Here is a 22,741-nt window from a genome sequence, read left to right on the forward strand (position 1 = left end):
CATTACCGGAGTTTTTGATCTGTGTTCATTTAAATATGAAAGATTCATATCCCCTTCACCAGATCTTCGAATTTCGCGTAGTTAACTACAACTCCGTCATCAAGGTCTATCCCGATCATCGAGAGAGCTTTGTTGTTTAAGAGCTCGTCATATTTCCGGATCTCTTCGATCTGACTTTTGACTTTTGTGATCCTGGCCTTGTTCTTTACAATATCTTTTGAGAGCATTCCAATCTCGGCATCGAGTTTTGATTCAAGTTCGAGGAGATAATCGGTTCTCATCTTTGCGAGTGTTGATTTCTCATACCTGTGCATGTAGATGAGTGCATTGAATCCCTGATCCTTTCCGGATGAGAACATCCAGTATATCGGCCGCTTTTTGTATGTCTGCAGATGGTCTTTGTAAAAATCACGGATGAAATAATTTCTGATGACCTGCTCGGGTGACCCTGTGCTCCTGTCGGATAACGCCTTTGCAATAAAATCAAGATTCTGTGAGAGGTTTTCTCTTCCGAATGTGACCTTCAGGAAATCCTTGAATCTCGATACGATATCATCGGTGAAATACTCATCATCGAGGATAGGAATTATGTTGTCATCATCCGGCATGAATGATGGACGTGGAACCTGCCCAAGATAATCCTTGACATGGTCTCCCTGGTTTGCAAGGATAAGCCCGGGTTTATCCAACGAGTACCGACCGAACATACATCCGACCGCGTATGAGATCAGTTCCTTTATCGTGTCTGTGAGAAGCAGCGCTTCAAGTTCTTCTTCAGTCCTCTTCCCGCCGTACCTGTAATGCGGGTTGCATGTAAGCGTAATCTCAGACAAAGGAACATCCGGAGTCAGTTCATCCTCAAGACCGTATGCCTCAATGAAGATTCTGTTGTTCTCTTCTTCAAGCCTCTGCATCTCATCGGTCATCTCCTGCCAGTGAGTGCGGAGTTTTGCGTAGGTTTCTTTTATCGTCGGTGATTTGTATTCGGAAGAGAGAAGAGGAAGGGATTTGAAATCCCATGAGGTCTCATAGGAGTCCCAGTCGGTTTTTGCAATATATTTATTTCTCTCAACAAGAGAAATCAGATTTAGATTTTCCCTAAAAATTACAGGAATCCTCTCTATTGTACCGACTTCAAAATTCATTGTTTCATTTAAACATTTTACAACAATACTTGGGATTTTTGAGTTTAATAATCCTAAAAAATAGTTAAAATTATTGTAATCTGTTTTAAAGATCCCATACCCTGCACCTCCATAAATAAAGCCATTAGGAACAAATCTTACACTTAACATTTTACTTGTAAGGGCTGACCATGTCAAACCTTCTTTAAAGTAATAAGACATATTTTGTAGTCTTGAACGTAGTTTGTCCTCTGAATTATAAAAATTTCGAATTTCAATTCCATCAGTTTCCCAGTTAACGACATCTTCAAAATTTCCATACCACTTCCTGAAATCTCCCCCATTTGCATAAGGGTACCATTTCCGATTCTCTTTTTCACTAAAAGAACGACTCTTACATTGAAATGAAACGTTTTGTATGTTTACTTCAAACCAAAGTCTCAAGAATTTATTGTTATCTCCTGTTTTCAATCCTTGACCTATTTTTGCTGATTTACCGAATATCTTATTATTTTTAAAAATATCTCTCACAGAATTTGATGCCCAATAAGCAATAGGACTCCCCGGAATCTTTTTGAAGTCAGCGGCCGATGCTCTGTAGAAATTTGGCACAGGGTTGTTTGACGGGGTTTTGGTGGTCATATACCCTTCACCAACCCATCAAACTTGGCATAGTTAACTACAACTCCATCATCGAGGTCTATCTCAATCATTGAGAGAGCCTTGTTGTTTAAGAGTTCGTCATACTTTTTTATCTCTTCAATCTGACTGCGAATCTTTGTAATTCTTACTTTATTCTTCACAGCATCCTTTGAGAGCATTCCTGTTTCGGCATCGAGTTTTGATTCAAGTTCAAGAAGATAATCGGTTCTCATCTTTGCAAGTGTTGATTTTTCATACCTGTGCATGTAAATAAGAGCGTTGAATCCCTGATTTTTTCCGGACGAGAACATCCAGTATATCGGTCTCTTTTTGTATTTCTGCACATGGTCTTTGTAAAATTCGCGGATAAAATAATTTCTGATGACCTGCTCAGGCGATCCTGTGCTCCTGTCGGATAACGCCTTTGCAATAAAATCAAGATTTGCTGAGAGATTTTCTCTTCCGAACGTGACCTTCAGGAAGTCCTTGAATCTCGATACAATATCATCGGTGAAGTACTCATCATCGAGGATAGGAATTATGTTGTCATCGTCCGGCATGAATGATGGGCTTGGAGCCTGCCCAAGATAATCCGTGACATGTTCTCCCTGGTTTGCAAGGATAAGCCCGGGTTTATCCAACGAGTACCGACCGAACATACATCCGACTGCGTATGAGATCAGCTCCTTTATCGTATCAGTCAGAAGCAGCGACTCAAGTTCCTCTTCGGTCTTATTCTTGGCATACCGGTAATGCGGGTTGCATGTAAGCGTAATCTCAGACAAAGGAACATCCGGAGTCAGTTCATCCTCAAGACCGTATGCCTCAATGAAGATCCGGTTGTTCTCCTCTTCAAGCCTCTGCATCTCATCGGTCATCTCCTGCCAGTGTGAGCGGAGTTTTGTGTAGGTTTCCTTTATCGTCGGGGATTTGTATTCGGAAGAGAGAAGAGGAAGAGTTTCAAAATCCCATGAGGTTTCGTAGGAGTCCCAGTCTTTACGAGATAAAGAAATTATTTTTATTACAATGGAATTAATTTTAATTTTATAAAACTCAAGAATATTGTTTAAAACGGGAATATTTGCAACATTTCCAACTTGGAAATTAAGTGTAGGATTCATTATTTTCATAAAATTAAATGATTGCTTACTACACAGTAATCCAGTAATGTAAAATATGTCTTCATCAGATGGAAAAGCAGAGGAACCCCCTACATCAAATATTGCATTGCAGTCTGAATATCTCACTCCAAAGAAAGATGAACTTACGAATGACCAAGTAATTCCACGTTTAAAGTAATATTCTGGATTTCTTATGACAGCATATGGCTTAAAAGCATGAATTTCGGCTCCATCATTTTCCCAATTAACAACATATTCAAGATTACCATACCATTTACGATAATCCCCTCCTTTATTATATGGAAACCATTTCTTTCTACTATCATTTGCTTCTTCATGAGAACTTATATTATATCCTATTTTATTATTATTTACTTCAAACCACAAACGAAGGAATCTATCATTATCTGCTGTAGCAAGGCCTTGTCTTACAGGTGCAATATTACCAAGTTTTGTACTTTCATTAAATATCTCACGTTCCATGACACTAACCCAATACGCAATAGGACTCCCCGGAATCTTTTTGAATTCCTCGGCTGAGGCCCGGTAGAAGTTCGGGACGGGGTTGCTGGATATGGATTTGAATTTGGCGGTCATCATTGCTCATCTCCATCTGTTTTCAAAAGAAGTGCCTTTCCCTTATCTGTAAGTCTGTATTTCTGTGTTGGGCTTTTTGGTGAATCAGGCTGTGTCATCTCAACAAATCCGTCATCGGTTGCAGGTTTTAAGTAGTCATATATAAAAGTAGGCCGGTGATTAAGCCCGAGAACTTCCATTGCACCCTTAACACTGAGTGGTTTTTTCTTTAGACATAAGATAAGGCGTTTTACCTGCGGAGTTACTTGTTCGGTTACTTGTTCGGTTACTTGTTCGGTTACTTGTTCGGTTACTTGTTCGGTTACTTGTTCGGTTACTTTGCCGGAGGACTTTACCTCTATATTTTCAGCAAGATAAACAGTCACACGAATCCGCATTCCTATCTCTATAATCTCAGGCTCAGGAAGCCCCAGTTTGTCAGCCTCCTTTAATATCCTGCGAAATCCGCTGCCCCACTGCTCAATTAAATCAAGTTCACTAAAAACCCTGGCAATCACACGGTTTCTTATCCTTGATACACCCTGCTTAACATCCTCAACTGTCATTCCGGGTAGAAGAATTCCGGGGTTTTCAATCTCAATTCTGTCATCAAAAAAAGAAACCCTTATTGGTGCCCCTTTCTGTGAATAATCTGCATGAACTATAGCGTTAATCACAGCTTCACGAAGAATTGTTAAGGGAATACTCCAGACATCCTTACGTTTAATATTAGAAAAATCAGCTCCCTTAAATGCATGTTTCTTCAAAAAGAGCATAACATCCTCAACTGATTTAGAAAGAGGTTCATGAATATCCGTATGATCAAAGATGTCCGCCTTATCCTTTCCTATAAACCGTCCGCACTGGACCCAGGCATCTGGAAAATAGAAATTCCTGTTTTTTCCATAAAGAAGCATGGCACCAGTAGTCGGGACCAGTTTTCCCTGGACAGGAACCAGAAATTTAAGAGTAAGAAGCTCTTCTTCATTTAATTTTCTGACTCCCTCAAAGTCCTTCTTTGCAAACCCGATATCAAGATTATCCAAAGAGAGATCAGGCATCGGCATCTCATCGAATGAAACACCAAAAGCACTCCGCTGTAACTCTTCGATAAGCTCATTATCTGCCTTGCGGTTGGTTGACCCGAGCCTGACATATACCCCGTCATCAGGACCTTCATTCTTCATAAAGTGAGGTCGCCTTCCACTTGGATACACTTCAACTGCAAGAAGCGTTTTATCACCAAAAGACACCAGTTCAACATTAGGGATAAGTTTTGGTGCAATATTATCAGCAATGAGACTGCAAAGCCTCTCCTCCTCATCAAACGGATTTGTGATTCCCAAAATGTTACGCGTTTCATCCTCAACACCGATGAAAATCCTTCCTCCGGCAGTGTTTGCAAACGCTATTATTGTCTTTAAGACATTTTTTGGTGAGGAAAGGTCACGTTTGAATTCAAGCGTTTTACCTTCCGGCATTTTTATCATAGAGGAGAGTGGGAGAGACATTACGCCTCCTGAAATCCTGCGCCTTTGTTTCTTTCATTGTATGGCGGAAATGAGACTGGTTTTCCGTCAGGACCAATGTCTTCATATTCAACATAACAGAATGCACTTCTATATCCTTCACGATAGGATTTGCACCAGACCGTAGCCGATGTTCCAAAAGCTATTCCCATAACCATATTTCCCATATGAGCCATACATTCGATGGTAACATTATCCAGAAGTTTTGCTCTCAGTTTTTCATAAGAAGATAAAAACATCCAGCTTTGCATTGTAACCATTGCACTGTATCCTTTATCAAAAAGCAAATCAAAACCACGTTCAATAAACATTGCAAAGAGATCGGATTTGCTGTCCGGATAATAGTCCTTTGCAAACTTTTTAAGATCTTCATTAAGTCCTTTATTGCCCATATACGGGGGATTTGCAACAACCACATGATACCCGGGACTCAGGTAATCAGCCTGTTTAAGTGCCTTTTTGACTTTCTCGTGGGTTTCAAAAAGTACAAGATCTGAAGAGAGATTCTTCTCATCAAGCATCCGGCGGAGATCTGAAAGGTCTGTTGAGGATGGCCGGATAAGAGAACCAAAATTGTCTGCCTCAGAGAACTGAAGGATAGTCTCTTTTAGCTCTGACGAAAAGAGATCAGTTCCAACCTTTGCCATATATCTTTCAAGCTCCCCGTCGTCAAATGAGACATTTTCAAGAACGCAGATGTTAGGCTGAACAGGATTTTTAAAGAATTTTCTGTTCTTCTTTCTTGCCTTCATAACAAGCGCAAAAGCCGCAAGTGAACCTGCACGCCGGTCGATCTCAACTCCAAAGAGATTGTTCCTAAGAATCATCTCAGGGATCTCAGATTCCACATAGCCTTCCTCTTCATATATGGCATACAAAAGATCAAAGGCATAGACAAGAATATGGCCCGAACCGCAGGCAGGATCGCAGAACCTGATCTCTTCAGGTGAATCGATCCTGAGAAAATCGGTCTCCTTCTCCTCAGGCATAATGTAGTAATCCATTCTCTCATAAAGGCGGGAATTCGGCCGGTTCAACATCCAGAGGCGCCCGAGAGAATTCTCAACCAGATACTGAACAATCCATTTTGGTGTAAAAAGCTGGGTTACAGCCGGAATCTGATCTGCTGAATACGCCTTCTTTGCCTTCATCAGCAGATCTTTCTTCTCCGAAATATAATCCTGGTATATCCAGCCGATTATCTCCGTCTCCTTCCAGTCATCCTCAATGATCATATCATTCAGATCTCCAAGAAGTGAATCGGTGTGAAGAAGACGCTCCGGAAATAACAGCTCGGTGTAATCCTCGATAACCTCAAACATAAAAGGCATCGTCTCATGCAGAAAATTGCAAAGCTTCAGAATAAGATATTTGTAAAGCTCCTCATCTTTGCCTTCGGATTTAAGATCGAGAATATATTCCCTGTTGGTCTTTAAAAATCCAAGATCAAGGGCGTTCGTCAAAATATCAGGCTCATTCTTACCTACCTGTCCGGAAGAAAAAACCTTTACAGGCATATAGCCGTTAGCTTCCATGTATTTGAGAGCAACAAACCTGTTGAACCAGGTATAGGTTATCTCCTCAACGACCCTCTCATATCCTTTATCTTTAATATTTTTTACAAGAACCTCTCTTGGCTCCTTTATATTTTTATTATAGACTTTCCCGCCGATTATGACAGAATCTTCAAACTCCTTTTCTACCTCGGAGATCTTATTGGGTAAAATGCCATAATGAGCAGCACGTTTCTTTGTCTCTTTCAAAAGATCGTTCCGAAGTGAATTCGAAAAATCCAAAACCTTTGCTTTATCCATATTATACCACCTGAATTTTCTTATTCTTCAAAATTTCCATTAATTTATCCTTAATACCTCTTAGATACTCATCCAGATCATCTTCATTCTCGATCGTATTTTTTGTCTCGAAAAAGGAGCTTTTATCAATGACCTTCAGAGAAATAACTGGTTCAGGTATTTCCCCTTTTTTGTTTTCAGTTTCCTGTTTTGGTTTTATTTTTTCTTCGATCTGCCGGCAGACTTTGGCATACATGTTGGAAAGATTTCCTGTCTGCAGTTTAATATACGAACAGTCATCTGACGTATCAACCAGTTTTTTAGAACGATCGAAGGTTTCTATAACACACTCTCTAACATACCCATCATAATTGTTCCCGGAACTAAATCCCGTGTACAATCTCGTTTTAAATGACTCGGCTTTATCATTGTGTTCATTACGCAAGGCTGTTTCAGATGCTGCAAGAGATGACTTGATCTTTTCTTCAAGCTGAGGGAATTTCTTTATCTCTGAATAGGGTTCAGCAGACGAGATGATCTCTTCAATTTCTAAAAGACTCATCTTAGCCTCATCATTCAGGAATTGTTCATTTCTTTTGTAATTCTCAATTTTTCCAAGAATCCTTTTGAAAATAGTATATTGTGTACCATCGAAGAACAGCAGTGAAGGCTGCGCCTCTTTATGAAGCCTGGAAAGGTCATCCTTTTTATCTGAAACCATCTTCAGGAAAGCGGACGGATCAGAGATCCCTGAGATCTCTTGTAAGAGTCTGCTGTAATTATCGATCGCTGTTTTTCCAGGATACCTCGCCTCCTCAGAATACTTAGCAGACAAAGTTGCAAGTCTTCTTTTTTCTGACTCCAAAATATCCAGGGTCCTTTCAAAGAGATCAGTCTCCTTTTCAGAAAGGCAATTTTTATCATAGAGGTCTCTTAAAACCGTCTTTACATTGTTGATTATCTCAATGCCGGTTTTCTTCCTGATCTCAATGATTACTTTATCATAGTTCTCCTTTCTTGTAAGATATTTTGTGATCCCTTCAGGATCAGATAAAAGATATGTTTTCTGATATCTGAGTTTGATATCCTCACTCATGAAAAGTGTCGCAACAAGCCCGGAAATAGTATTACTCTTCCACCCATACGGCTTTTTCATAAAATGATTTCTAAGCTCACTCAAAACGACGGTAAATTTTTTCTCATCCTTAATGCTGATATAACTCAGCATCTCATTGAGAGCATTATTATTAGTCTCAGATTTCCCGACACCAAATTTTTCCAGGTCATCGGATCTTAAAAGCCTGATAATGTCATTTTCAGACTCATAATCCTTTGTAACATAATCTGACTTGCTATATACATTCTTAACAAGTCTCTCATACCCTTCCTTTACCCTCTCCTTGGGAGTTCCTGAAGCGATAACAACTTCCACACCGTCGATGAAAACCCTTGAATTCTTGACCCCTTCACAGATCTCCGAAACTGATAGATCCTTAAGTTTGGCAGACTCCTGACCTTTTTCCATTATTACTTTCTGTATCAGTTCATCATTCCGGTTTGAACTCTTCTGTTTCAGGTAGAGATCTATCTGAAGATATGCTGTGATCTGTTCTATAAACAGACTGTTCTCAGGAAAAACAAATAGAAGAGTATCCTTGTATTCACTATTGCTGAGATTTTGACCCGCAAAAGATTGCTGACCGCTGCCCCGGGAATAATCATCTGATAATTCAGATAAAAATTTAATAGTAAGATCTGCATCAGGAGATGTGGTTAATTTATCATCAACCGACTTGTTGAACTTATATTCTCCATATGACTTCAGACATATGTCATTGGAATTAAACACCTTCTCATAGATCTCCTGAATGATTTTGTGCCGTTCAACATCGATATTTTTTATCTCCCTGTTTATTTCCTGCTCCTCATTTGTGAGGAAATAAAATGTGTCTCCTGATTTGCTGATCAGAGTCTCCTTTTCAAGTCTGTTTAAAGAAGCGACAACACGCTCCTTTAGCCTTAATTTGTCTTCATCAACGCTTGTTAGGGAAAGCACAACAATATTGTCAAGAGTCGGCTGTATTTCCTTCACATGCCTGATCATAAAGAGGGTTTTTAGAATAAGGCAGTCGAAATCCTCAAGGTTGTCATTTGAACCCGCCTGGCTGATGGTTCTTATGATAACCGGATCTAAAAAACTCTCGATAGTATCATAAAACGAGTGAAAAGGAACAAGCGCCCCGACCTTAAAATCCCCGTACTTCTCACCCGATTCCTTATATGCATTAAGCATCGAACGCTCGCCTTTTGCAAGATGTTTGCCTGTAAACCCAGTTGTGCGGATCTTTTCAAACACCTTTTGCAGGACATTGAACTGGTATGGAACAAAGGGATATACCGAGACAAAATCTTCAGAATCGCGGTAGTTCTTCATCTCTGCACTACCCTGCGAAAATGAGATCAGGTTTTTAAGAACAATTTTCTTCTCTTCATAAAAAAGAGAAAGCATCTCAGTATACTCATCTTTCTTTTTAAGAATCCTCTTTTTTATTACCTCATCGACATTTGCACTGGAAAGGCTGACCCTGGTATCAAAACGTGCCTGAATCGTGGAGAAACCCTTCTCCTTCACTTTTACTCCTTTGAGGGCAGTCTCAATATCTGCCTGGGATGTGACGATTATCCATGCCTTTCCTTTCAATATTGTCCCGAGTTCCTCAGCAACAGTCTGAAGATTCAGCATAAGATCATGTTTGTCACCGATGTATTGTCCAATTTCATCGATCAGAAAGATAACCTGATGATCACTGCCTTTGGCTTCGCAATATTTTTTAACGGCCTTTCCAAACTTTTCAGGAGTTAATATGTAATTTTTACCATCGGATTCAAACAATCTCTCACATGCTTCCCTGCTTTGAAAACCACATTTAGAGAGAGCTTCAACGATATCGTCCTGTTCAAAAGAATAACGATCACGTGTATCTTCCCATCTGTTACCATTGATTTTTAAAAACGCTTCTTTGAAGGAATTAAACATGCCCTGATCTTCGAGATTCTCTTCCAGTTCCGCGATCCAGAATACATCCCCGAAATATCCTCTCTTTTCATTGAAGACTCTCATTAGAATATCCACTATCCTTTCAGAAGTCTCTCCGGATTTTACATCAATGTTGAATAAAATTACATCTTTTGTTCCGGTATTCACTGACTTTTCAATTGTGGTCAGTATTGCAGGGTCTGAGATCTTATCTTCGAAAAATTCAAGCGCTGTTTTATTGCCTACCCTTCTGTTTTCAAGCAGATATGAGATGATCTTTAAAAAATGAGATTTACCTGAGCCAAAATCACCGGAGATCCAGGTACCTATCTTATCGGTAGGCGTATCAAGGGCTTTTTGATATCTGTCAAAAAACGTGTCAATATATTTTAATGACTCTTTTGTTACCACATACTCATCAAGCTCAGTATAAACATTTTTATCGTCATCCTGATCTACTTTAATAACACCGTTGATCTCTCTTTTAATGTTATTATAGAATAAATTCTCAATTTTAGTATCCATCATAATCAAGCTCCAACCTCATTTATCATCCTAAATGCACGGTAATAATTTGCATCTTTAAACTTTCCAAAAAGACTCAGTGCAGTGTTATCATATTCACCCGGATAGAAGGCTATAAGAGGAATATTTCCCATTACGGGCTGCAGATTATTAAGAATCGAATGAGAGCGGATAAGAGGCCATGCCTTTCCGACACCAGTTAACAAAACTACTCTTACATCCCCTGAAGAATCAATTTTCTCTTTAATTAATTGTTTTATAGTATCGGATTTCAACATGATCTTTAATTTTTTTAGTAATTCATCAGAACCTTTTCTGTCTTCAAATTCAATAACTTTCTCAGATTTGATTTTGCCTTCAATGATTTCAAGGCATAATTCATAGAGATCGATATCTACAAAATCAATAGAATTACCTGATAAAATTTCTTCAATTTTTTTTATTGAATTTCGGATAAAAAGTTCATTTTCAGGAGGATAATCGAATATCCAGAAAGGAATTTCATTTCCAAGCCCCCTCCCCTTTAAAAAATCATCACTGATGATTTTTTGTTTGAGAAGATCTATCCTACCCTCAATTGTCATTATATTGTATTCTATGGGGTGAGGTAGTATTATATTCTTTAGGATTTACGCGGTTCACCCTATGTTTAACACTCTAAAAATCCCTTAATCCAACATATCTCTTTATCACATCAAAATAGACAACAGAAAAACCGGCATGAAAGCGAGGGCTGTAAGCCCGAAGCGGAGAGCAAATCTCTGATTTGCGAACGCGGTGGGCTTTCTCATGTGTCCGCACCCAGCAAACTCCTTTCCGAATCACACTCACACCCGACAAATCCTTCCGCCCCTGTCCCCCTTTCCCGCAAAAAAAGCATCCCCTCTCCTAAATGCAAAAATAGGATACCCGCCGCGGGCCGCCCAAGCCCTAGAAAAAAAGAAAAAGATCAGGTGATTTCCACGCCTTTCAGCGTCACTTTATGCTCTTCGATCACACGGCCGACGACTTTTGCCCCGTCAACCATCGAAAGGACCGTCGCCACGCTCTCCTTTGGCACAACAAACGCAAAACCCATACCCATATTGAACGTCCGGTAAAGCTCATTCGTATCAAGCCCTCCCTTCTCCGCGATCCATGCTAAAATCTCCGGAACATCAAGCGGATCCTCAATCGCAAAACCGTAACCCGAGATCCTCAGGAAGTTCAAAAGGCCCCCGCCCGTCACATGGCACATCCCGTGAACCACCGCTTTACTGCAGACATCCAGAACCTCCGAGTAGATCCTTGTCGGAACAAGCAGCGCCTCGCCGACCGTCCTGCCCGACGGAAGGACCGCCGCATACCCGCCGTTCTCTTCGGCGACATTGCGTGCCAGCGTATACCCGTTCGAATGGACCCCGGTGCTTGCCACCCCGATGATAACATCTCCCGGAGCCACCTTTTCACCGGTCACGACCTTCTCCTTCTCCTGCACGCCAAGACAGGTTCCTGCAAGATCCAGCCCGTTGATCATACCCTTCAGCGTCGCGGTCTCTCCCCCGACGATATTCACATTCGAAAGGCGTGCCCCCTCATTCAGCCCGACCCCGATCTGGATCATCTGCTCCGTATCGATACCTTCCGTTGCGATGTAATCGACAAACGCGATCGGCTCGATGTTCATCACATACATATCGTTCACGTTCATCGCCATACAATCGATCCCGACCGTCGTCCAGTCCTTCAGATCATCAGCGATCCGCATCTTGGTCCCGACCCCGTCGGTACACAGCGAAAGAACTTTGCTGCCGAAATCGATCATCCCGGCAAAGTGTCCCACTCCGCCGACCATGCCATGCTCACCGCTGCGTTTGAAACTCAGCTGACGGATCAGGGCTTTCACCCCGTCGGCCTCAAGGTTGATATCCACCCCGGCCTCCTTGTACGAATATTTTTTAGTCATGCGTCCTCTTTATCAAGATCATACTCTTCATGGATCGCCCGAACGGCGCGGATCCCGTCCGCCTCCTTCACCACAAACGAAACGTTCACTTCCGACCCCTGGGAGATCATCATCACATTGATCTTTGCAAGACCAAGCCCGTGGAAGATCCGGTAGAGAGTGCCGGGAGTCCCCGCCATTCCCGCACCGACCACCGAGACCACGTTCACATCCTTGGCAAACGTGTACTCGCGGATCAGTCCTTTGTTTTTGATCTGGACAAGGGCTTTGTTCGCTGCGTTCACCTGCTCTTCGGTGATGATCAGCGAGATGTTCATCTCGGATGAACCCTGGCTGATCAGCATCACATTCACGCCTGCTGCCGCAAGCGAGGTGAAGATATCGCCCGCCACTCCGGGTTTCCCGGCGGCAAATCCGCTGATACTGATCATACAGCTGTTTTTGATCAGGGAAACGGCTTTCACGATACGTTTGTCGGCATGGCTTTCCCTGATGACCACGGTCCCCGGATGCGCCGGGTTGAAGGTGTTTTTCACATAGACCGGGATGTTCTTCTCCATTGCCGGAAGAAGGGCACGCGGGTGGATGACTTTTGCCCCGAAGTAGGACATCTCCATCATCTCAAGGAACGAAAGCGAGTCGATCACGCGTGCCTCGGGGATGAGTCTCGGATCGGTGGTCATAACGCCGTCGACATCGGTCCAGATGATGATCTCTTCAGCGTCGATGCCCGCCCCGATGATAGCGCCGGAGTAGTCCGATCCGCTGCGTCCAAGCGTCGTTACGGCTCCTTCACCGGAACAGCCGGTGAATCCCTGAATGACCGGGACCTGAGCGCCGAGCTTTGACCCGATACGTTCCATGATCCGCGGATAACTTTCAGCAAGGGCCGTTGCTCCGCCGTGAACACCGTCGGTAAGGATGCCTGCATCGCAGCCGCTGATCTGAAACGACGGGATCCCTGCCTGGCGAAGCGCAGCCGAGACGATCGGAGCTGAGAGTTTTTCACCAAAGGAGATGATATAGTCCCGGGACCGCGGCGTGAGCTCATGAAGATTATTGACGGCGATGAGGATATTTCTCAGACGTTCGAGCCGGATGTCTATGTGGGTCGTGACTTCGTCGATATAATCCGGCGCAACTATCCCAAGCGCCGTAAGGTGCCGTTCTCTGAGCAAGGAGATGAACGTATCCAGATTTTTCTTATCAGTACAACTGATAATCCCTTCCGCCGCCGTGATTATCTGGTCGGTGACTTTCGTCATTGCAGAGACTACAACAGCGATTTCATTGCCTTCCTCACGGGATTTTTTGATGAGATCAACGACTTTTGCGATACATTCCGCATCGCCGACCGATGTTCCACCGAATTTCATTACGAGCCGCATCTTATTGGTAGCACCTTTGAGTGATTGTGTAGATTATGGGTCGTAGCAAGTGATATACTCTGCGGGATGGGGGCATCGCCCCGGGTTTCCTCCTACTCATCGATGATTTTTTTGATAAGAGCCGTCACGCTCGGCTGCTGTTTTCGTTTGACCCGGGAAACCCGCATCGCCGCAGGCGGAGCGTTCATCTCAGCGTTCAGACGGCCGGTGATCTCGTCAAAGATCCGTTTGTAGGCGGTACAATGCGGATCGACGCCCTCAAGGGATCCGCCGGTCGGCGCGATCGCGTTGTACGGGCAGCCTCCTCTGCAGTAGGAGATGTGAGCGCAGTCTTTGCAGGCGGTGTCGACAAACTCCTTGAATGCGAGCATCCGTTTGCCTGCATGGCTTTCCATCAGGCTCTCGATTCGTGGAGCGTCCCTGACATGGCCCATCACCCATTCCGGCATCCCGATGAACCGGTAACAGGGATAGATCTCTCCGTCCGGGCCGATCGCAAAGGTGGTTCCCATGCAGTCTGCATAGGTGCAGACGCTTCCCGCTCTGGTAAACACGCAGCGGCAGAGGTCGTTGATGTTCATGATCTCGATCTCGCCCGGATGTTCGACCGCTTCGTCGAGAAGATAGACCAGCAGTTCCCCATACTCTTCGGGAGAGAGGGTCCAGGCATTGGGGTTTTCTCCTTTGAGGGAGGGGAGAGCCGGATGGAGTTTCATGACCCAGCCCTGTTCTTTGAAGAAGTTGACGATCTCCTCCTTTTGTTTGACGGAAGAGTTGGTGAACGTGCAGATGAATCTGACTAAGAGTCCGTGATCAGCGGCGATTTTGTAGCCGGCAAGGCAGCGTTCAAAGTATTCATTGCCCCGCTGGTAGTTGGTCAGCTCTTTTGGTCCGTCGATGGATGAACCGATCGGGACATGGTATTCAGCAAAGATCTCTGCAAGTTCGTCGGTCATGAGCCAGAGGTTGGTCTGGATGGCGAACTCGGGGCTAAGGTGGGCAAGCTCTTCTGAGATCTTTCGAAGAGCTGTCCGGTAGAACTCTGCGCCGGCAAGGAGCGGTTCTCCGCCGTGGAAGGTGAAGGTGACCCGCTGATCCCGGAGGGGTTTGAGCCATCGAACGATCTCGTCGATCGTGTCAAGTGTCATCCGCGGCGATTTTTCATCCGAACTCCAGCAGTATTTGCAGCGCCCGGGGCAGCCGAGTGTCGGAATGATCATGACATGGAACGGATTTTTCATTGGTGTCACTACGTTTGTCATGATACATGTTTATTATTTTTGTCTGCACACAACTAGATACATGACAGCACAAAAAGTACTTCTCTCCACGAATCACGGGGATATCGTTCTCGAGCTCCGTGAGGATATGCCGGTGACGTCCGGGAATTTTGCTAAACTGGTGAAGGACGGATTTTATGACGGGGTCATTTTCCACAGGATCATCGACGGATTCATGCTCCAGGGCGGCGACCCGACCGGGACCGGATGCGGCGGGCCGGGATATAAGATTCCGGATGAGTTCATGCCGGACAATAAAAACAACAAAGGCACGATCTCTATGGCAAATGCCGGACCAAATACGGGCGGCAGTCAGTTCTTTATCAATCTTGCAAACAACAATTATCTCGATAAAGCCCACCCGGCGTTCGGTAAAGTCGTCGAGGGTATGGATGTTGTGGAAAAACTTGGGAAGGTCAAGACAAATTACAGTGACAAGCCCTTAGAGAATGTCGTGATCGTAAAAGCGACCCTGCTCTAATCTTTTTTTAGTGGGAGTTGCGCGGTTTGCTCTTAACCGAAAAAAAACTGACGTACGTCTGAGATGAACTTCGATTTTGTGTATGGCATTAGCGTTGGTGTATGAGATAATTTAACCGCGAATCTCTTGTGTCCACCCCCAGGAATACCCCTCCAGAATTGGATTGAGATCACGCCGCGTAAGTCCCATTCAATTCAGTTTCGGTTTGCTCGGCTGAGGGACCTAAAGATCCCCGCAAAAGAAAAATTGCATCTAAAATCAGGATTAAATACTTTGTGATGCGAAGTATCATCTATGAACACAAAAATACAGCCGAAAACGGTGTATCTTATGCTCGGGTTTGTCATCCTGTCTCTTCTTGCAGGATTTCTCGGCACGATCGTTACGATCACCGGCCCTGACTCCTGGTTTGCCGTTGAACTGATCAAACCCGCCTGGCAGCCGCCGAACTTCCTGTTCGGTCCGGTCTGGACCACACTCTATATCCTGATGGGTCTTGCCGCCGGCTACATCTTCGCGCAGGGCTGGGAGAAAAAAGAGGTTAAGATCGCAACGGTCGTATTTCTGATCCAGCTCGGACTCAATGTCCTGTGGTCGTATATGTTCTTCGGCTGGCACCTGCTTCTTGGAGCCACGATCGAGATCATCGTCCTTTGGGTAATGATCTGTGTAACGATGTATCTCTTTTACAAAATCAAACCGGTCGCAGCATATCTGCTCATCCCGTATATCCTCTGGGTGACTTTTGCAACCGCTTTGACCGCGACGATCTGGCTGATCAACTAGACGGCAAAAAACTCCTAACTTTTTTTTGAAATAGAACTTACGCGGTGCGATCTCACCTGTAAAAAATAACTGATGTACTTATGAGACGTACTTCGATTTCGTGTACGGCAGTATTGCAGAAACATGAGATAAAACAACCGCGAATAAGCCCAAGCGGGCAAAGCCCGCTTGGGCTTATTCGCGGTTAAATAATCTCTTGTGTCTACTCCCAGTAATACCCTTCCCAAATTGGGAAAACACCGCATAAATCCCGGTTGAAAAACGAAGGGCCAAGGCCGGGGGTCGAACCCGGGTCTAAGGATCCACAATCCTAAAGGATGTCCAGCTACCCTACCTTAGCCTGATCTCTGCCTGCGCCGATGTGGCTCAAACACTCTAATAGATATGGTCTTTTCAGATATTAACATATCTTTTTTCCGCCGCCGGAATTTTCCCTCTCCCCTTTATATTAATAATCCTGCACTGCCAATAGATACTCACTATTTATCTCTGAATGGTTAGTCATCAGAGAATGGGGATTCAATATCATGGCAGAACACATCAGGACTCCTATCGTCTGCGTATTGGGGCACGTAGATCATGGAAAAACATCGCTCCTCGACCGTATCCGCGGATCGAAAGTTGTCGCAGGAGAAGCGGGCGCAATCACCCAGCATATCGGAGCGACCCTCATTCCTTTCGACTCGATCGCAAAAATGAGCGGGGATCTGGGCAAACTGAAAACCAATGTCCCCGGACTATTGTTCATCGACACGCCCGGACACCACGCATTCACCACGCTTCGGGCAAGAGGCGGGGCACTCGCAGACATCGCGATCCTGGTCGTCGATGTGAACGAAGGATTCAAACAGCAGACGATCGAAGCACTCCAGATCCTTAGGAACTGCAAAACCCCGTTTGTCATTGCTGCGACCAAGATCGACAAGATCCCCGGCTGGCGGCCAACTCCCAATGCCTCGTTCAAGACCGCTTACAAGAATCAGACCGAACGTGTCCAGACCGAGTGTGAAAACCGCGTGTATCAGTTGGTCGGCAAACTCTCGGATATGGGATTCAACTCCGAGAGATTTGACAGAGTCAGTGACTTCCAGCGAAACCTCGTGATCGTCCCGGTGAGCAGCATGACCGGCGAAGGCATCGGCGATCTTTTGATGATCATGATCGGGCTTGCCCAGAGATATCTGGCCGAAGGTCTCCAGACGACGATCACCGGCCCGGGGGTCGGGACCGTTCTTGAGGTCAAGGAGGAAAAAGGGCTTGGAACGACGCTCGATGTAATCCTTTACGACGGGATCATCAGTGTGGGTGATGAGATAGGCATCGCCGGCAGCGAAGGAGCGGTATCGACGAAAGTCCGCGCTCTCCTTCAGCCCCGGCCCATGAAAGAGATCCTCGTCGAAGACCAGTTTATGCGGGTCAAATCCGTCGTGGCGGCGGCGGGTGTGAAGATCTCCGCGCCGAATCTGGAATCGATCGTTGCCGGATCCCCGATCCGCGTGATCCGCGGTGATCACGATGAGGTTTTGGCAAAGATCGACGAGGAGATGCAGGAGATCAACATCACCCTCTCGGATGTGGGGGTAAGTGTCCGGGCGGACACGATCGGCGCGCTGGAAGCTCTCTCCAATGAACTGAACGCAAAGAAGATCCCGATCATGCGCGCGAACGTCGGTCCCCTGTCACGCCGGGATCTGATCGATATCAGCGTGATAAAAGAGGATCTGTTCAAAGCAGCTCTCTGTTTCAACGTTCCGCTCCTTCCTGACGCCGAGGTCATGGTCCGCGACGGTGAGGTGGATGTGAAGATCTTTTCCAACCGTGTCATCTACAAACTCATCGACGAGTATCTTGCATGGCAGGATGAGATGATCCGGGCCAAAGAAGCAAAACAGTTCGAGACGGTCGTTCTGCCGGCGAAGTTTTCCATCCTGCCGGGATGTGTGTTTCGGATGAGCGGGCCGGCGGTCGTCGGCGTGCGCGTCCTGGGCGGCATTCTGCGTCCCAAGGTCAGTGTTGCCACGCGTGAGGGAAAAATCGTCGGCGAGATCAAACAGATCAAGCTGAACAAAGAGAGTGTGACCGAGGCAAAAGAGGGCGCAGAGGTCGCCGTTTCGATAGACGGCGTCACAATCGGCAGACAGATCGATATCGGCGAGACCCTTTACGTGGCAATTCCGGAGCGGCATGTGAAGGTTTTGGAGACGGAAATGCTCTCCCATTTAAATGCAGGCACCGTCGAGGCGCTCGAGGAGTACACGAGCATCTTCCGGAAAACACAACCTTTCTGGGGCAAGTAGTATAAATGTGGAGATACTAAATATATGGGTACTTCGGCATCATAGATATCGAGGAGATGTGTATATACAATGGTAGACTTTAAGCTCGTACTTTCAGACCCGAAAACCGGTCTTTCGTACAAAATAGATGCAGCAGGCGCTGCAGCAGGCGCTCTTCTTGGAAAGAAGATCGGTACTGAGGTCGACGGAGCACCGTTCGGCATGAGCGGATATAAGATCACGATCACCGGCGGATCTGACAAGATCGGCACCCCGGCACGCCCGGACCTTCCGGGTAACGGCAGAAGAGGTCTTCTGATCTCCGACGGATTCGGCTTCAACGCAACCCACAACGGTGAGAGAAGAAGAAAGAGCCAGCGCGGCAATGAGATCGCTGCTGACTTCGTTCAGGTCAATGCAAAAATTACTGTTTACGGCGAAAAGCCGGTCGCCGAGATTTTTGCTGCAGCAGCAGAATAAATCTCAATATTTTTTTTATTCGCCGATCCGTTTGATCAGATCGGCTTTGTAGTTGTCATAAGGCGCGTGATATTTTTTTGCCAGAAGGATGACCGCGGCTTCCGGGCTGATGAGGTTGTCAAACTGTTTTCTGATCCGTTCCATCTCGCCGGCCAGCTCTTTTTTACCGATCTTGCTTGCGTCAGCGATCTCGTCCAGAAGTTTTTCCAGAATGTCGAGCGTTTCACTTTCGTCGATGACAAAGATCTCGTCGGTGGGGCGAAACCCAAGCGGGATCTTTTGTTCCCGTAGGTCTTCACGCAGTGAGTAGTCACCGGAGGCTTCTTTTTTGATGAGGCCGGTTTTTTCCGCAACGGCGATGAGCTTTTTTGCTTTGTCCAGGCTCATCCATTTTTTATCCTGGGTGTAATAGAAGATCAGATCGACCTGACGAAGCTGACCGGCATTTCTGTGCCGAAACGGCGCACAGACCGCGATCTCGCGCTCGCTCATGTAAAAAGCTCCCGGAGCATTTCTTTCAGTTCTGGTGAGGAGATGCCGGGGATCGCAGGGGATTTTGTTATGTAGACCTCGGTGAACGGTCCTTTGCTGATCCCTTTGACAAGGAATTTTTGTTCGTTTAAGGGCACATGACCGCTGGATTTGAGGATGGTGTCGGTGAGGATTATCTGCATGTCAGCTTCTTCCGTCACCTCCCGTTCCAGGTGCGAGGTTTTGCTGACCCGTTCGAATCCGAGCCGGTCGTGGGCGATGAAGACGGCGATCTCCCGTTTGACGGGGCCGTTTGCGGTTCTGAAGTTGTCCTGCCGGTCGGCGAGTTTCGTCATTCCCTGCAGGTAGGCAGAAAAGGGCAAAGGAACGTCAAACATAAGATCGCAGGTGTGGGGGAAGAGGTATGATACGCGTCGCATACCAGAGTATTCGCCATTCGAATACATGAAGCTGTCCTTAAGAAAATAGGAATTACGCGGTGTGATCTCAATCCAATTCTGGAGGGGTATTCCTGGGGGTGGACACAAGAGATTATTTAACCGCTTATTCGCGGTTAAATTATCTCATACACCAACGCTAATGCCATACACAAAATCGAAGTTCATCTCAGACGTACGTCAGTATTTTCGGTTAAGATCACACCGCGTAACTCCTAAGAAAAGAAGATATTTTGATCACTATTACTTTACGATCATTATCGGACAGGCGACGCGATAGGCCACTTTCCGGCGATATCGGTTATCTCAGCCGCCGGATCGCCGATGCCGACTTTCTCGGCCGTCATTCAGGATGCGTGAGGGAAGTTCTGTGTATGTCACGGGCCTGGATGACGAAAGTCAGAAGACGCTCGATAAAGGTTTTTCGTGAGATACGCGTTACGGCGATCACTCATTACTTCTTTATAATTTCAAAACCGAATCTGGCGGCAGTTTCACCGCCTGACGAAAAAATGAATGTGGTAAAGAGATGATCTCTATATTTTTATTCGATCAGGATCGCGTTGATAACGCCGTCCTGACCCGGGCGGCTGACGATCTGGGCTTTACCAAGTTCGGTCGTGATGATTGCTCCCTTGGTCATGAGGCTACGGCGGACGTAGTTCGGGTTTGCTGCGTTTTCTGCAACAGAGTTGATCTTGACTTTCTGAACTTTTCCGGTCTTCTTGTCGCTGACGTTTGCAAACTCGCAGCGGAGTGCGCGGACCTTGGTGTTGCCGCCGGTCACGCGAATGGTCTTTACGCGGGTGATCCCGATGATGGTATCAGCCGGGGATCTGCCGATCTCGAACCTTTTCTTTCCGCGGGATGCATGATAACGACCTCCGGTCGCTTTTCTTACTGATTTACCTTGCCAAAGCATTTTGTTTAATATCTCCTAAATTTGTATCTCTGATCAACGTCTGAGTATCTCAGACATCAGTCTCTTCCAGAGTCCTATATGTGTTGGTTCTACCGATATTTAAATTCGTTTAGGCAAGAATGACATCGGCGATCTCTTTGACGCCTTCCCCTTTTTTCAGGTTGGTTTTGATGATAAGCATCTCAGGATTGTAGCGTTTGATATCCTGAATCATTCTCTCGACATTGCAGCCGACCGCCTCTGCTAAGTCGACTTTGTTGATGATCGCGATCTGACAGTCCCGAAACATCATCGGGTGTTTGTTGACGACGTCGTCGCCTTCGGTGGTCGAGATGACGACGATGCGTTTCTCCGCGCCGAGTTTGAAATCGGTCGGGCAGACCATGTTTCCGACGTTTTCGATGAAGACGATGTCGACATCGTCAAGGTCCATGTGGTCGAGCGCGTGGTGGACCAGGTGGGCGTCAAGATGGCATTCTTTGCCGGTGTTTGCGTTGAATGCGATGATGCCGGTTTTGATGATCCGCTGGAAATCATCATCACCATACACATCTCCTGCAATTGCTGCCGTGACTTTTCCCCGGGATCTGAGTTCAGGAACGAGTTTTTCGATCAAAGAGGTCTTGCCGGATCCGATCGCGCCGAGAAGGTCGAATGCACGGACATTGTGGGCTTTGAAGTGTTCTGCGTTGTGCTCGGCCAGACGGTTGTTTGCGCCGTATATCTCGGCTTCCATGTGAACATCCACGTGATGCATAGTATAGTATTGTGGTTTTTTATGTTTATAGATACGCATGTCTTTTCAAGTGTGATTGCGTCATACGATATTCTGATTTAGTATGTGGACACAGGTCCGCCTGTTCCTCCGTTTGGCCGTACGGCCGGAGAGGCACGAAAGCCATTTTGGCTTTCACAGCATACAGTACTTTCTAATGGCAATTCGTTTTCTTTATCCGTGCTACTTTGATGCTTCCCTGACCCGTGCCGGCGGCCGGCGCGTAGCAAAGAGTCTGGCTGTTTCCGCCCCGAATATGGCTATGATCTCCCGCGCGGCAAAAGTCTGCGGGATCCCGGTTCTTGCAGAGGAACGGGATGCCCATCACCCGGCTCAATGGCATAAGTCCGGGGGGCGCATCCAGGTGGAGTATGCCGGATCCAAAGAGGCCCTTCTGACGAAAGTCGCACAAAAACTCGGCGGGAAGTAAATGTACGATTTCCACTGTCATACAACGATGAGCGACGGCGAACTGATCCCGACGGAGCTGATCCGCCGGATGGCGGCGGCCGGATATACGGAGATGGGGATCGCCGATCACGCTGATTATTCGAATGTGGAGGATCTGATTGCAGCTCAGAAAAAGGTGAAGAGGTCTGCGGAACTGTATGGGGTGAAGCTGTTTACCGGTGTCGAGATCACGCATGTTCCCCCGTCCGAGATCGCGGGTCTTGCAAAGTATGCCAGATCGCTTGGCGCGGAAGTGGTGATCGTGCATGGGGAAACGGTCACCGAACCGGTGGCTCCCGGAACGAATCTGGCGGCGGTGACCTGTCCGGATGTGGATATCCTCGCTCACCCGGGAATGATCACTGACGAAGAGGCTTTGCTTGCAGCGAAGAACGGGGTGTTTCTGGAGATCACTTCACGAGGGGGGCACAACCGGGCAAACGGTCATGTTCTTGCGTCTGCGCGCCGCGCGGGGGCCGGCGTCGTGGTCCAGTCGGATATCCATGGTCCGGATGATATAATTACCGAAAAAATGCGCGGTCTGGTCGCCCGGGGGGCGGGGATGAATGAAGACGAGGCAGAAAAGGTTCTTTCCCTTACGTCCGCCGAGATCCTTTCTCCCTAATTTCTATTTTAGTATTGTGGGGAATGTATTTATAGTACTTCTTACGCATTATATTAT

19 protein-coding genes and 1 tRNA gene are annotated in these 22,741 nt (G+C 46.0%); 6 read left to right on the forward strand and 14 right to left on the reverse strand.

The window, feature by feature from the left end:
* Positions 1 to 44: 44 nt before the first annotated feature.
* The 9 genes from pglX (EYA77_RS00150) to EYA77_RS00190 all read right to left on the reverse strand — a co-directional run bounded on the left by pglX (EYA77_RS00150) (position 45) and on the right by EYA77_RS00190 (position 14,921).
* Entirely contained in the window at positions 45 to 1,766 is a 1,722-nt protein-coding gene (gene pglX, locus EYA77_RS00150) for a BREX-1 system adenine-specific DNA-methyltransferase PglX (RefSeq protein WP_167815509.1), read from the reverse strand.
* Positions 1,763 to 3,487, reverse strand: coding sequence for a BREX-1 system adenine-specific DNA-methyltransferase PglX (pglX, locus tag EYA77_RS00155; protein WP_167815510.1), 1,725 nt, complete (start codon positions 3,485 to 3,487; stop codon positions 1,763 to 1,765). Before pglX (EYA77_RS00155) ends, pglX (EYA77_RS00150) begins: the two co-directional genes overlap by 4 nt.
* Positions 3,484 to 4,974: a helix-turn-helix domain-containing protein gene (locus EYA77_RS00160; protein WP_167815511.1), complete on the reverse strand. Its 1,491-nt coding sequence runs from the start codon at positions 4,972 to 4,974 to the stop codon at positions 3,484 to 3,486. The genes pglX (EYA77_RS00155) and EYA77_RS00160 overlap by 4 nt, the downstream gene beginning before the upstream one ends.
* Entirely contained in the window at positions 4,974 to 6,806 is a 1,833-nt protein-coding gene (gene pglX, locus EYA77_RS00165; RefSeq protein ID WP_167815512.1) for a BREX-1 system adenine-specific DNA-methyltransferase PglX, read from the reverse strand. The genes EYA77_RS00160 and pglX (EYA77_RS00165) overlap by 1 nt, the downstream gene beginning before the upstream one ends.
* 1 nt (position 6,807) lies before the next feature.
* Positions 6,808 to 10,350 (reverse strand): BREX system P-loop protein BrxC, encoded by a 3,543-nt coding sequence (brxC, locus tag EYA77_RS00170; RefSeq protein WP_245241072.1) that lies wholly within the window; start codon positions 10,348 to 10,350, stop codon positions 6,808 to 6,810.
* Positions 10,351 to 10,352: 2 nt separating this feature from the next.
* Positions 10,353 to 10,931, reverse strand: coding sequence for a DUF1788 domain-containing protein (locus tag EYA77_RS00175; protein ID WP_167815514.1), 579 nt, complete (start codon positions 10,929 to 10,931; stop codon positions 10,353 to 10,355).
* Positions 10,932 to 11,296: 365 nt separating this feature from the next.
* Positions 11,297 to 12,292 carry a phosphoribosylformylglycinamidine cyclo-ligase gene (gene purM / locus EYA77_RS00180; RefSeq protein ID WP_167815515.1) on the reverse strand — a complete coding sequence of 332 codons (996 nt, stop codon included), beginning with the start codon at positions 12,290 to 12,292 and terminating at the stop codon, positions 11,297 to 11,299.
* Positions 12,289 to 13,668 carry an aspartate kinase gene (locus EYA77_RS00185; protein ID WP_245241074.1) on the reverse strand — a complete coding sequence of 460 codons (1,380 nt, stop codon included), beginning with the start codon at positions 13,666 to 13,668 and terminating at the stop codon, positions 12,289 to 12,291. Before EYA77_RS00185 ends, purM begins: the two co-directional genes overlap by 4 nt.
* A gap of 104 nt (positions 13,669 to 13,772) precedes the next feature.
* Positions 13,773 to 14,921, reverse strand: a complete 1,149-nt coding sequence (locus EYA77_RS00190) for a TIGR04083 family peptide-modifying radical SAM enzyme (protein ID WP_167815544.1) — start codon at positions 14,919 to 14,921, stop codon at positions 13,773 to 13,775.
* A 61-nt stretch (positions 14,922 to 14,982) separates the two neighbouring features.
* Between EYA77_RS00190 and EYA77_RS00195 the strand changes: the two genes are divergently transcribed.
* Positions 14,983 to 15,441, forward strand: a complete 459-nt coding sequence (locus EYA77_RS00195; protein WP_167815516.1) for a peptidylprolyl isomerase — start codon at positions 14,983 to 14,985, stop codon at positions 15,439 to 15,441.
* Positions 15,442 to 15,735: 294 nt separating this feature from the next.
* Positions 15,736 to 16,227: a TspO/MBR family protein gene (locus tag EYA77_RS00200; protein ID WP_167815517.1), complete on the forward strand. Its 492-nt coding sequence runs from the start codon at positions 15,736 to 15,738 to the stop codon at positions 16,225 to 16,227.
* A gap of 267 nt (positions 16,228 to 16,494) precedes the next feature.
* Here the strand turns inward: EYA77_RS00200 and EYA77_RS00205 are convergent.
* Positions 16,495 to 16,567 (reverse strand) — tRNA-His (locus EYA77_RS00205).
* A gap of 187 nt (positions 16,568 to 16,754) precedes the next feature.
* Between EYA77_RS00205 and infB the strand changes: the two genes are divergently transcribed.
* Both infB and EYA77_RS00215 read left to right on the forward strand, forming a co-directional pair.
* Positions 16,755 to 18,524 (forward strand): translation initiation factor IF-2, encoded by a 1,770-nt coding sequence (gene infB / locus EYA77_RS00210; RefSeq protein WP_042698117.1) that lies wholly within the window; start codon positions 16,755 to 16,757, stop codon positions 18,522 to 18,524.
* 69 nt (positions 18,525 to 18,593) lie between these two features.
* Entirely contained in the window at positions 18,594 to 18,983 is a 390-nt protein-coding gene (locus EYA77_RS00215; protein WP_095641993.1) for a 30S ribosomal protein S6e, read from the forward strand.
* Positions 18,984 to 18,998: 15 nt separating this feature from the next.
* Here the strand turns inward: EYA77_RS00215 and EYA77_RS00220 are convergent, their stop codons facing one another.
* The 4 genes from EYA77_RS00220 to hypB form a co-directional block, all read right to left on the reverse strand.
* Positions 18,999 to 19,475: a DUF2240 family protein gene (locus EYA77_RS00220; protein ID WP_042698111.1), complete on the reverse strand. Its 477-nt coding sequence runs from the start codon at positions 19,473 to 19,475 to the stop codon at positions 18,999 to 19,001.
* Positions 19,472 to 19,894 (reverse strand): hypothetical protein, encoded by a 423-nt coding sequence (locus tag EYA77_RS00225; RefSeq protein WP_143744993.1) that lies wholly within the window; start codon positions 19,892 to 19,894, stop codon positions 19,472 to 19,474. Before EYA77_RS00225 ends, EYA77_RS00220 begins: the two co-directional genes overlap by 4 nt.
* Positions 19,895 to 20,456: 562 nt before the next feature.
* Complete coding sequence (locus tag EYA77_RS00230; RefSeq protein WP_167815518.1) at positions 20,457 to 20,834, reverse strand: 30S ribosomal protein S8e; 378 nt, start codon at positions 20,832 to 20,834, stop codon at positions 20,457 to 20,459.
* Between the two features lie 109 nt (positions 20,835 to 20,943).
* Complete coding sequence (gene hypB, locus EYA77_RS00235; protein WP_095641991.1) at positions 20,944 to 21,591, reverse strand: hydrogenase nickel incorporation protein HypB; 648 nt, start codon at positions 21,589 to 21,591, stop codon at positions 20,944 to 20,946.
* A gap of 175 nt (positions 21,592 to 21,766) precedes the next feature.
* Between hypB and EYA77_RS00240 the strand changes: the two genes are divergently transcribed.
* Together EYA77_RS00240 and EYA77_RS00245 are read left to right on the forward strand one after the other, a co-directional pair.
* Complete coding sequence (locus EYA77_RS00240) at positions 21,767 to 22,039, forward strand: signal recognition particle subunit SRP19/SEC65 family protein (protein ID WP_095641990.1); 273 nt, start codon at positions 21,767 to 21,769, stop codon at positions 22,037 to 22,039.
* A complete protein-coding gene (locus tag EYA77_RS00245; protein WP_095641989.1) occupies positions 22,040 to 22,684 on the forward strand; it encodes a histidinol phosphate phosphatase domain-containing protein in 645 nt (214 codons plus the stop codon).
* Positions 22,685 to 22,741: the final 57 nt, after the last annotated feature.

Source organism: Methanocorpusculum sp. GPch4 (assembly GCF_012062385.1).
Classification (GTDB): Archaea; Halobacteriota; Methanomicrobia; order Methanomicrobiales; family Methanocorpusculaceae; genus Methanocorpusculum; species Methanocorpusculum parvum.

Coding starts and splice junctions, on each gene's coding strand:
- EYA77_RS00225 (WP_143744993.1), bottom strand. CDS start 19,894: ATGCGACGCGTATCATACCTCTTCCCCCACACCTGCGATCTTATGTTT.
- pglX (WP_167815512.1), bottom strand. CDS start 6,806: ATGGATAAAGCAAAGGTTTTGGATTTTTCGAATTCACTTCGGAACGAT.
- EYA77_RS00200 (WP_167815517.1), top strand. CDS start 15,736: ATGAACACAAAAATACAGCCGAAAACGGTGTATCTTATGCTCGGGTTT.
- pglX (WP_167815510.1), bottom strand. CDS start 3,487: ATGATGACCGCCAAATTCAAATCCATATCCAGCAACCCCGTCCCGAAC.
- EYA77_RS00175 (WP_167815514.1), bottom strand. CDS start 10,931: ATGACAATTGAGGGTAGGATAGATCTTCTCAAACAAAAAATCATCAGT.
- EYA77_RS00230 (WP_167815518.1), bottom strand. CDS start 20,834: ATGCTTTGGCAAGGTAAATCAGTAAGAAAAGCGACCGGAGGTCGTTAT.
- EYA77_RS00185 (WP_245241074.1), bottom strand. CDS start 13,668: ATGAAATTCGGTGGAACATCGGTCGGCGATGCGGAATGTATCGCAAAA.
- hypB (WP_095641991.1), bottom strand. CDS start 21,591: ATGCATCACGTGGATGTTCACATGGAAGCCGAGATATACGGCGCAAAC.
- EYA77_RS00215 (WP_095641993.1), top strand. CDS start 18,594: ATGGTAGACTTTAAGCTCGTACTTTCAGACCCGAAAACCGGTCTTTCG.
- EYA77_RS00190 (WP_167815544.1), bottom strand. CDS start 14,921: ATGAAAAATCCGTTCCATGTCATGATCATTCCGACACTCGGCTGCCCC.
- EYA77_RS00220 (WP_042698111.1), bottom strand. CDS start 19,475: ATGAGCGAGCGCGAGATCGCGGTCTGTGCGCCGTTTCGGCACAGAAAT.
- infB (WP_042698117.1), top strand. CDS start 16,755: ATGGCAGAACACATCAGGACTCCTATCGTCTGCGTATTGGGGCACGTA.
- EYA77_RS00160 (WP_167815511.1), bottom strand. CDS start 4,974: ATGTCTCTCCCACTCTCCTCTATGATAAAAATGCCGGAAGGTAAAACG.
- pglX (WP_167815509.1), bottom strand. CDS start 1,766: ATGACCACCAAAACCCCGTCAAACAACCCTGTGCCAAATTTCTACAGA.
- EYA77_RS00195 (WP_167815516.1), top strand. CDS start 14,983: ATGACAGCACAAAAAGTACTTCTCTCCACGAATCACGGGGATATCGTT.
- purM (WP_167815515.1), bottom strand. CDS start 12,292: ATGACTAAAAAATATTCGTACAAGGAGGCCGGGGTGGATATCAACCTT.
- brxC (WP_245241072.1), bottom strand. CDS start 10,350: ATGATGGATACTAAAATTGAGAATTTATTCTATAATAACATTAAAAGA.
- EYA77_RS00240 (WP_095641990.1), top strand. CDS start 21,767: ATGGCAATTCGTTTTCTTTATCCGTGCTACTTTGATGCTTCCCTGACC.
- EYA77_RS00245 (WP_095641989.1), top strand. CDS start 22,040: ATGTACGATTTCCACTGTCATACAACGATGAGCGACGGCGAACTGATC.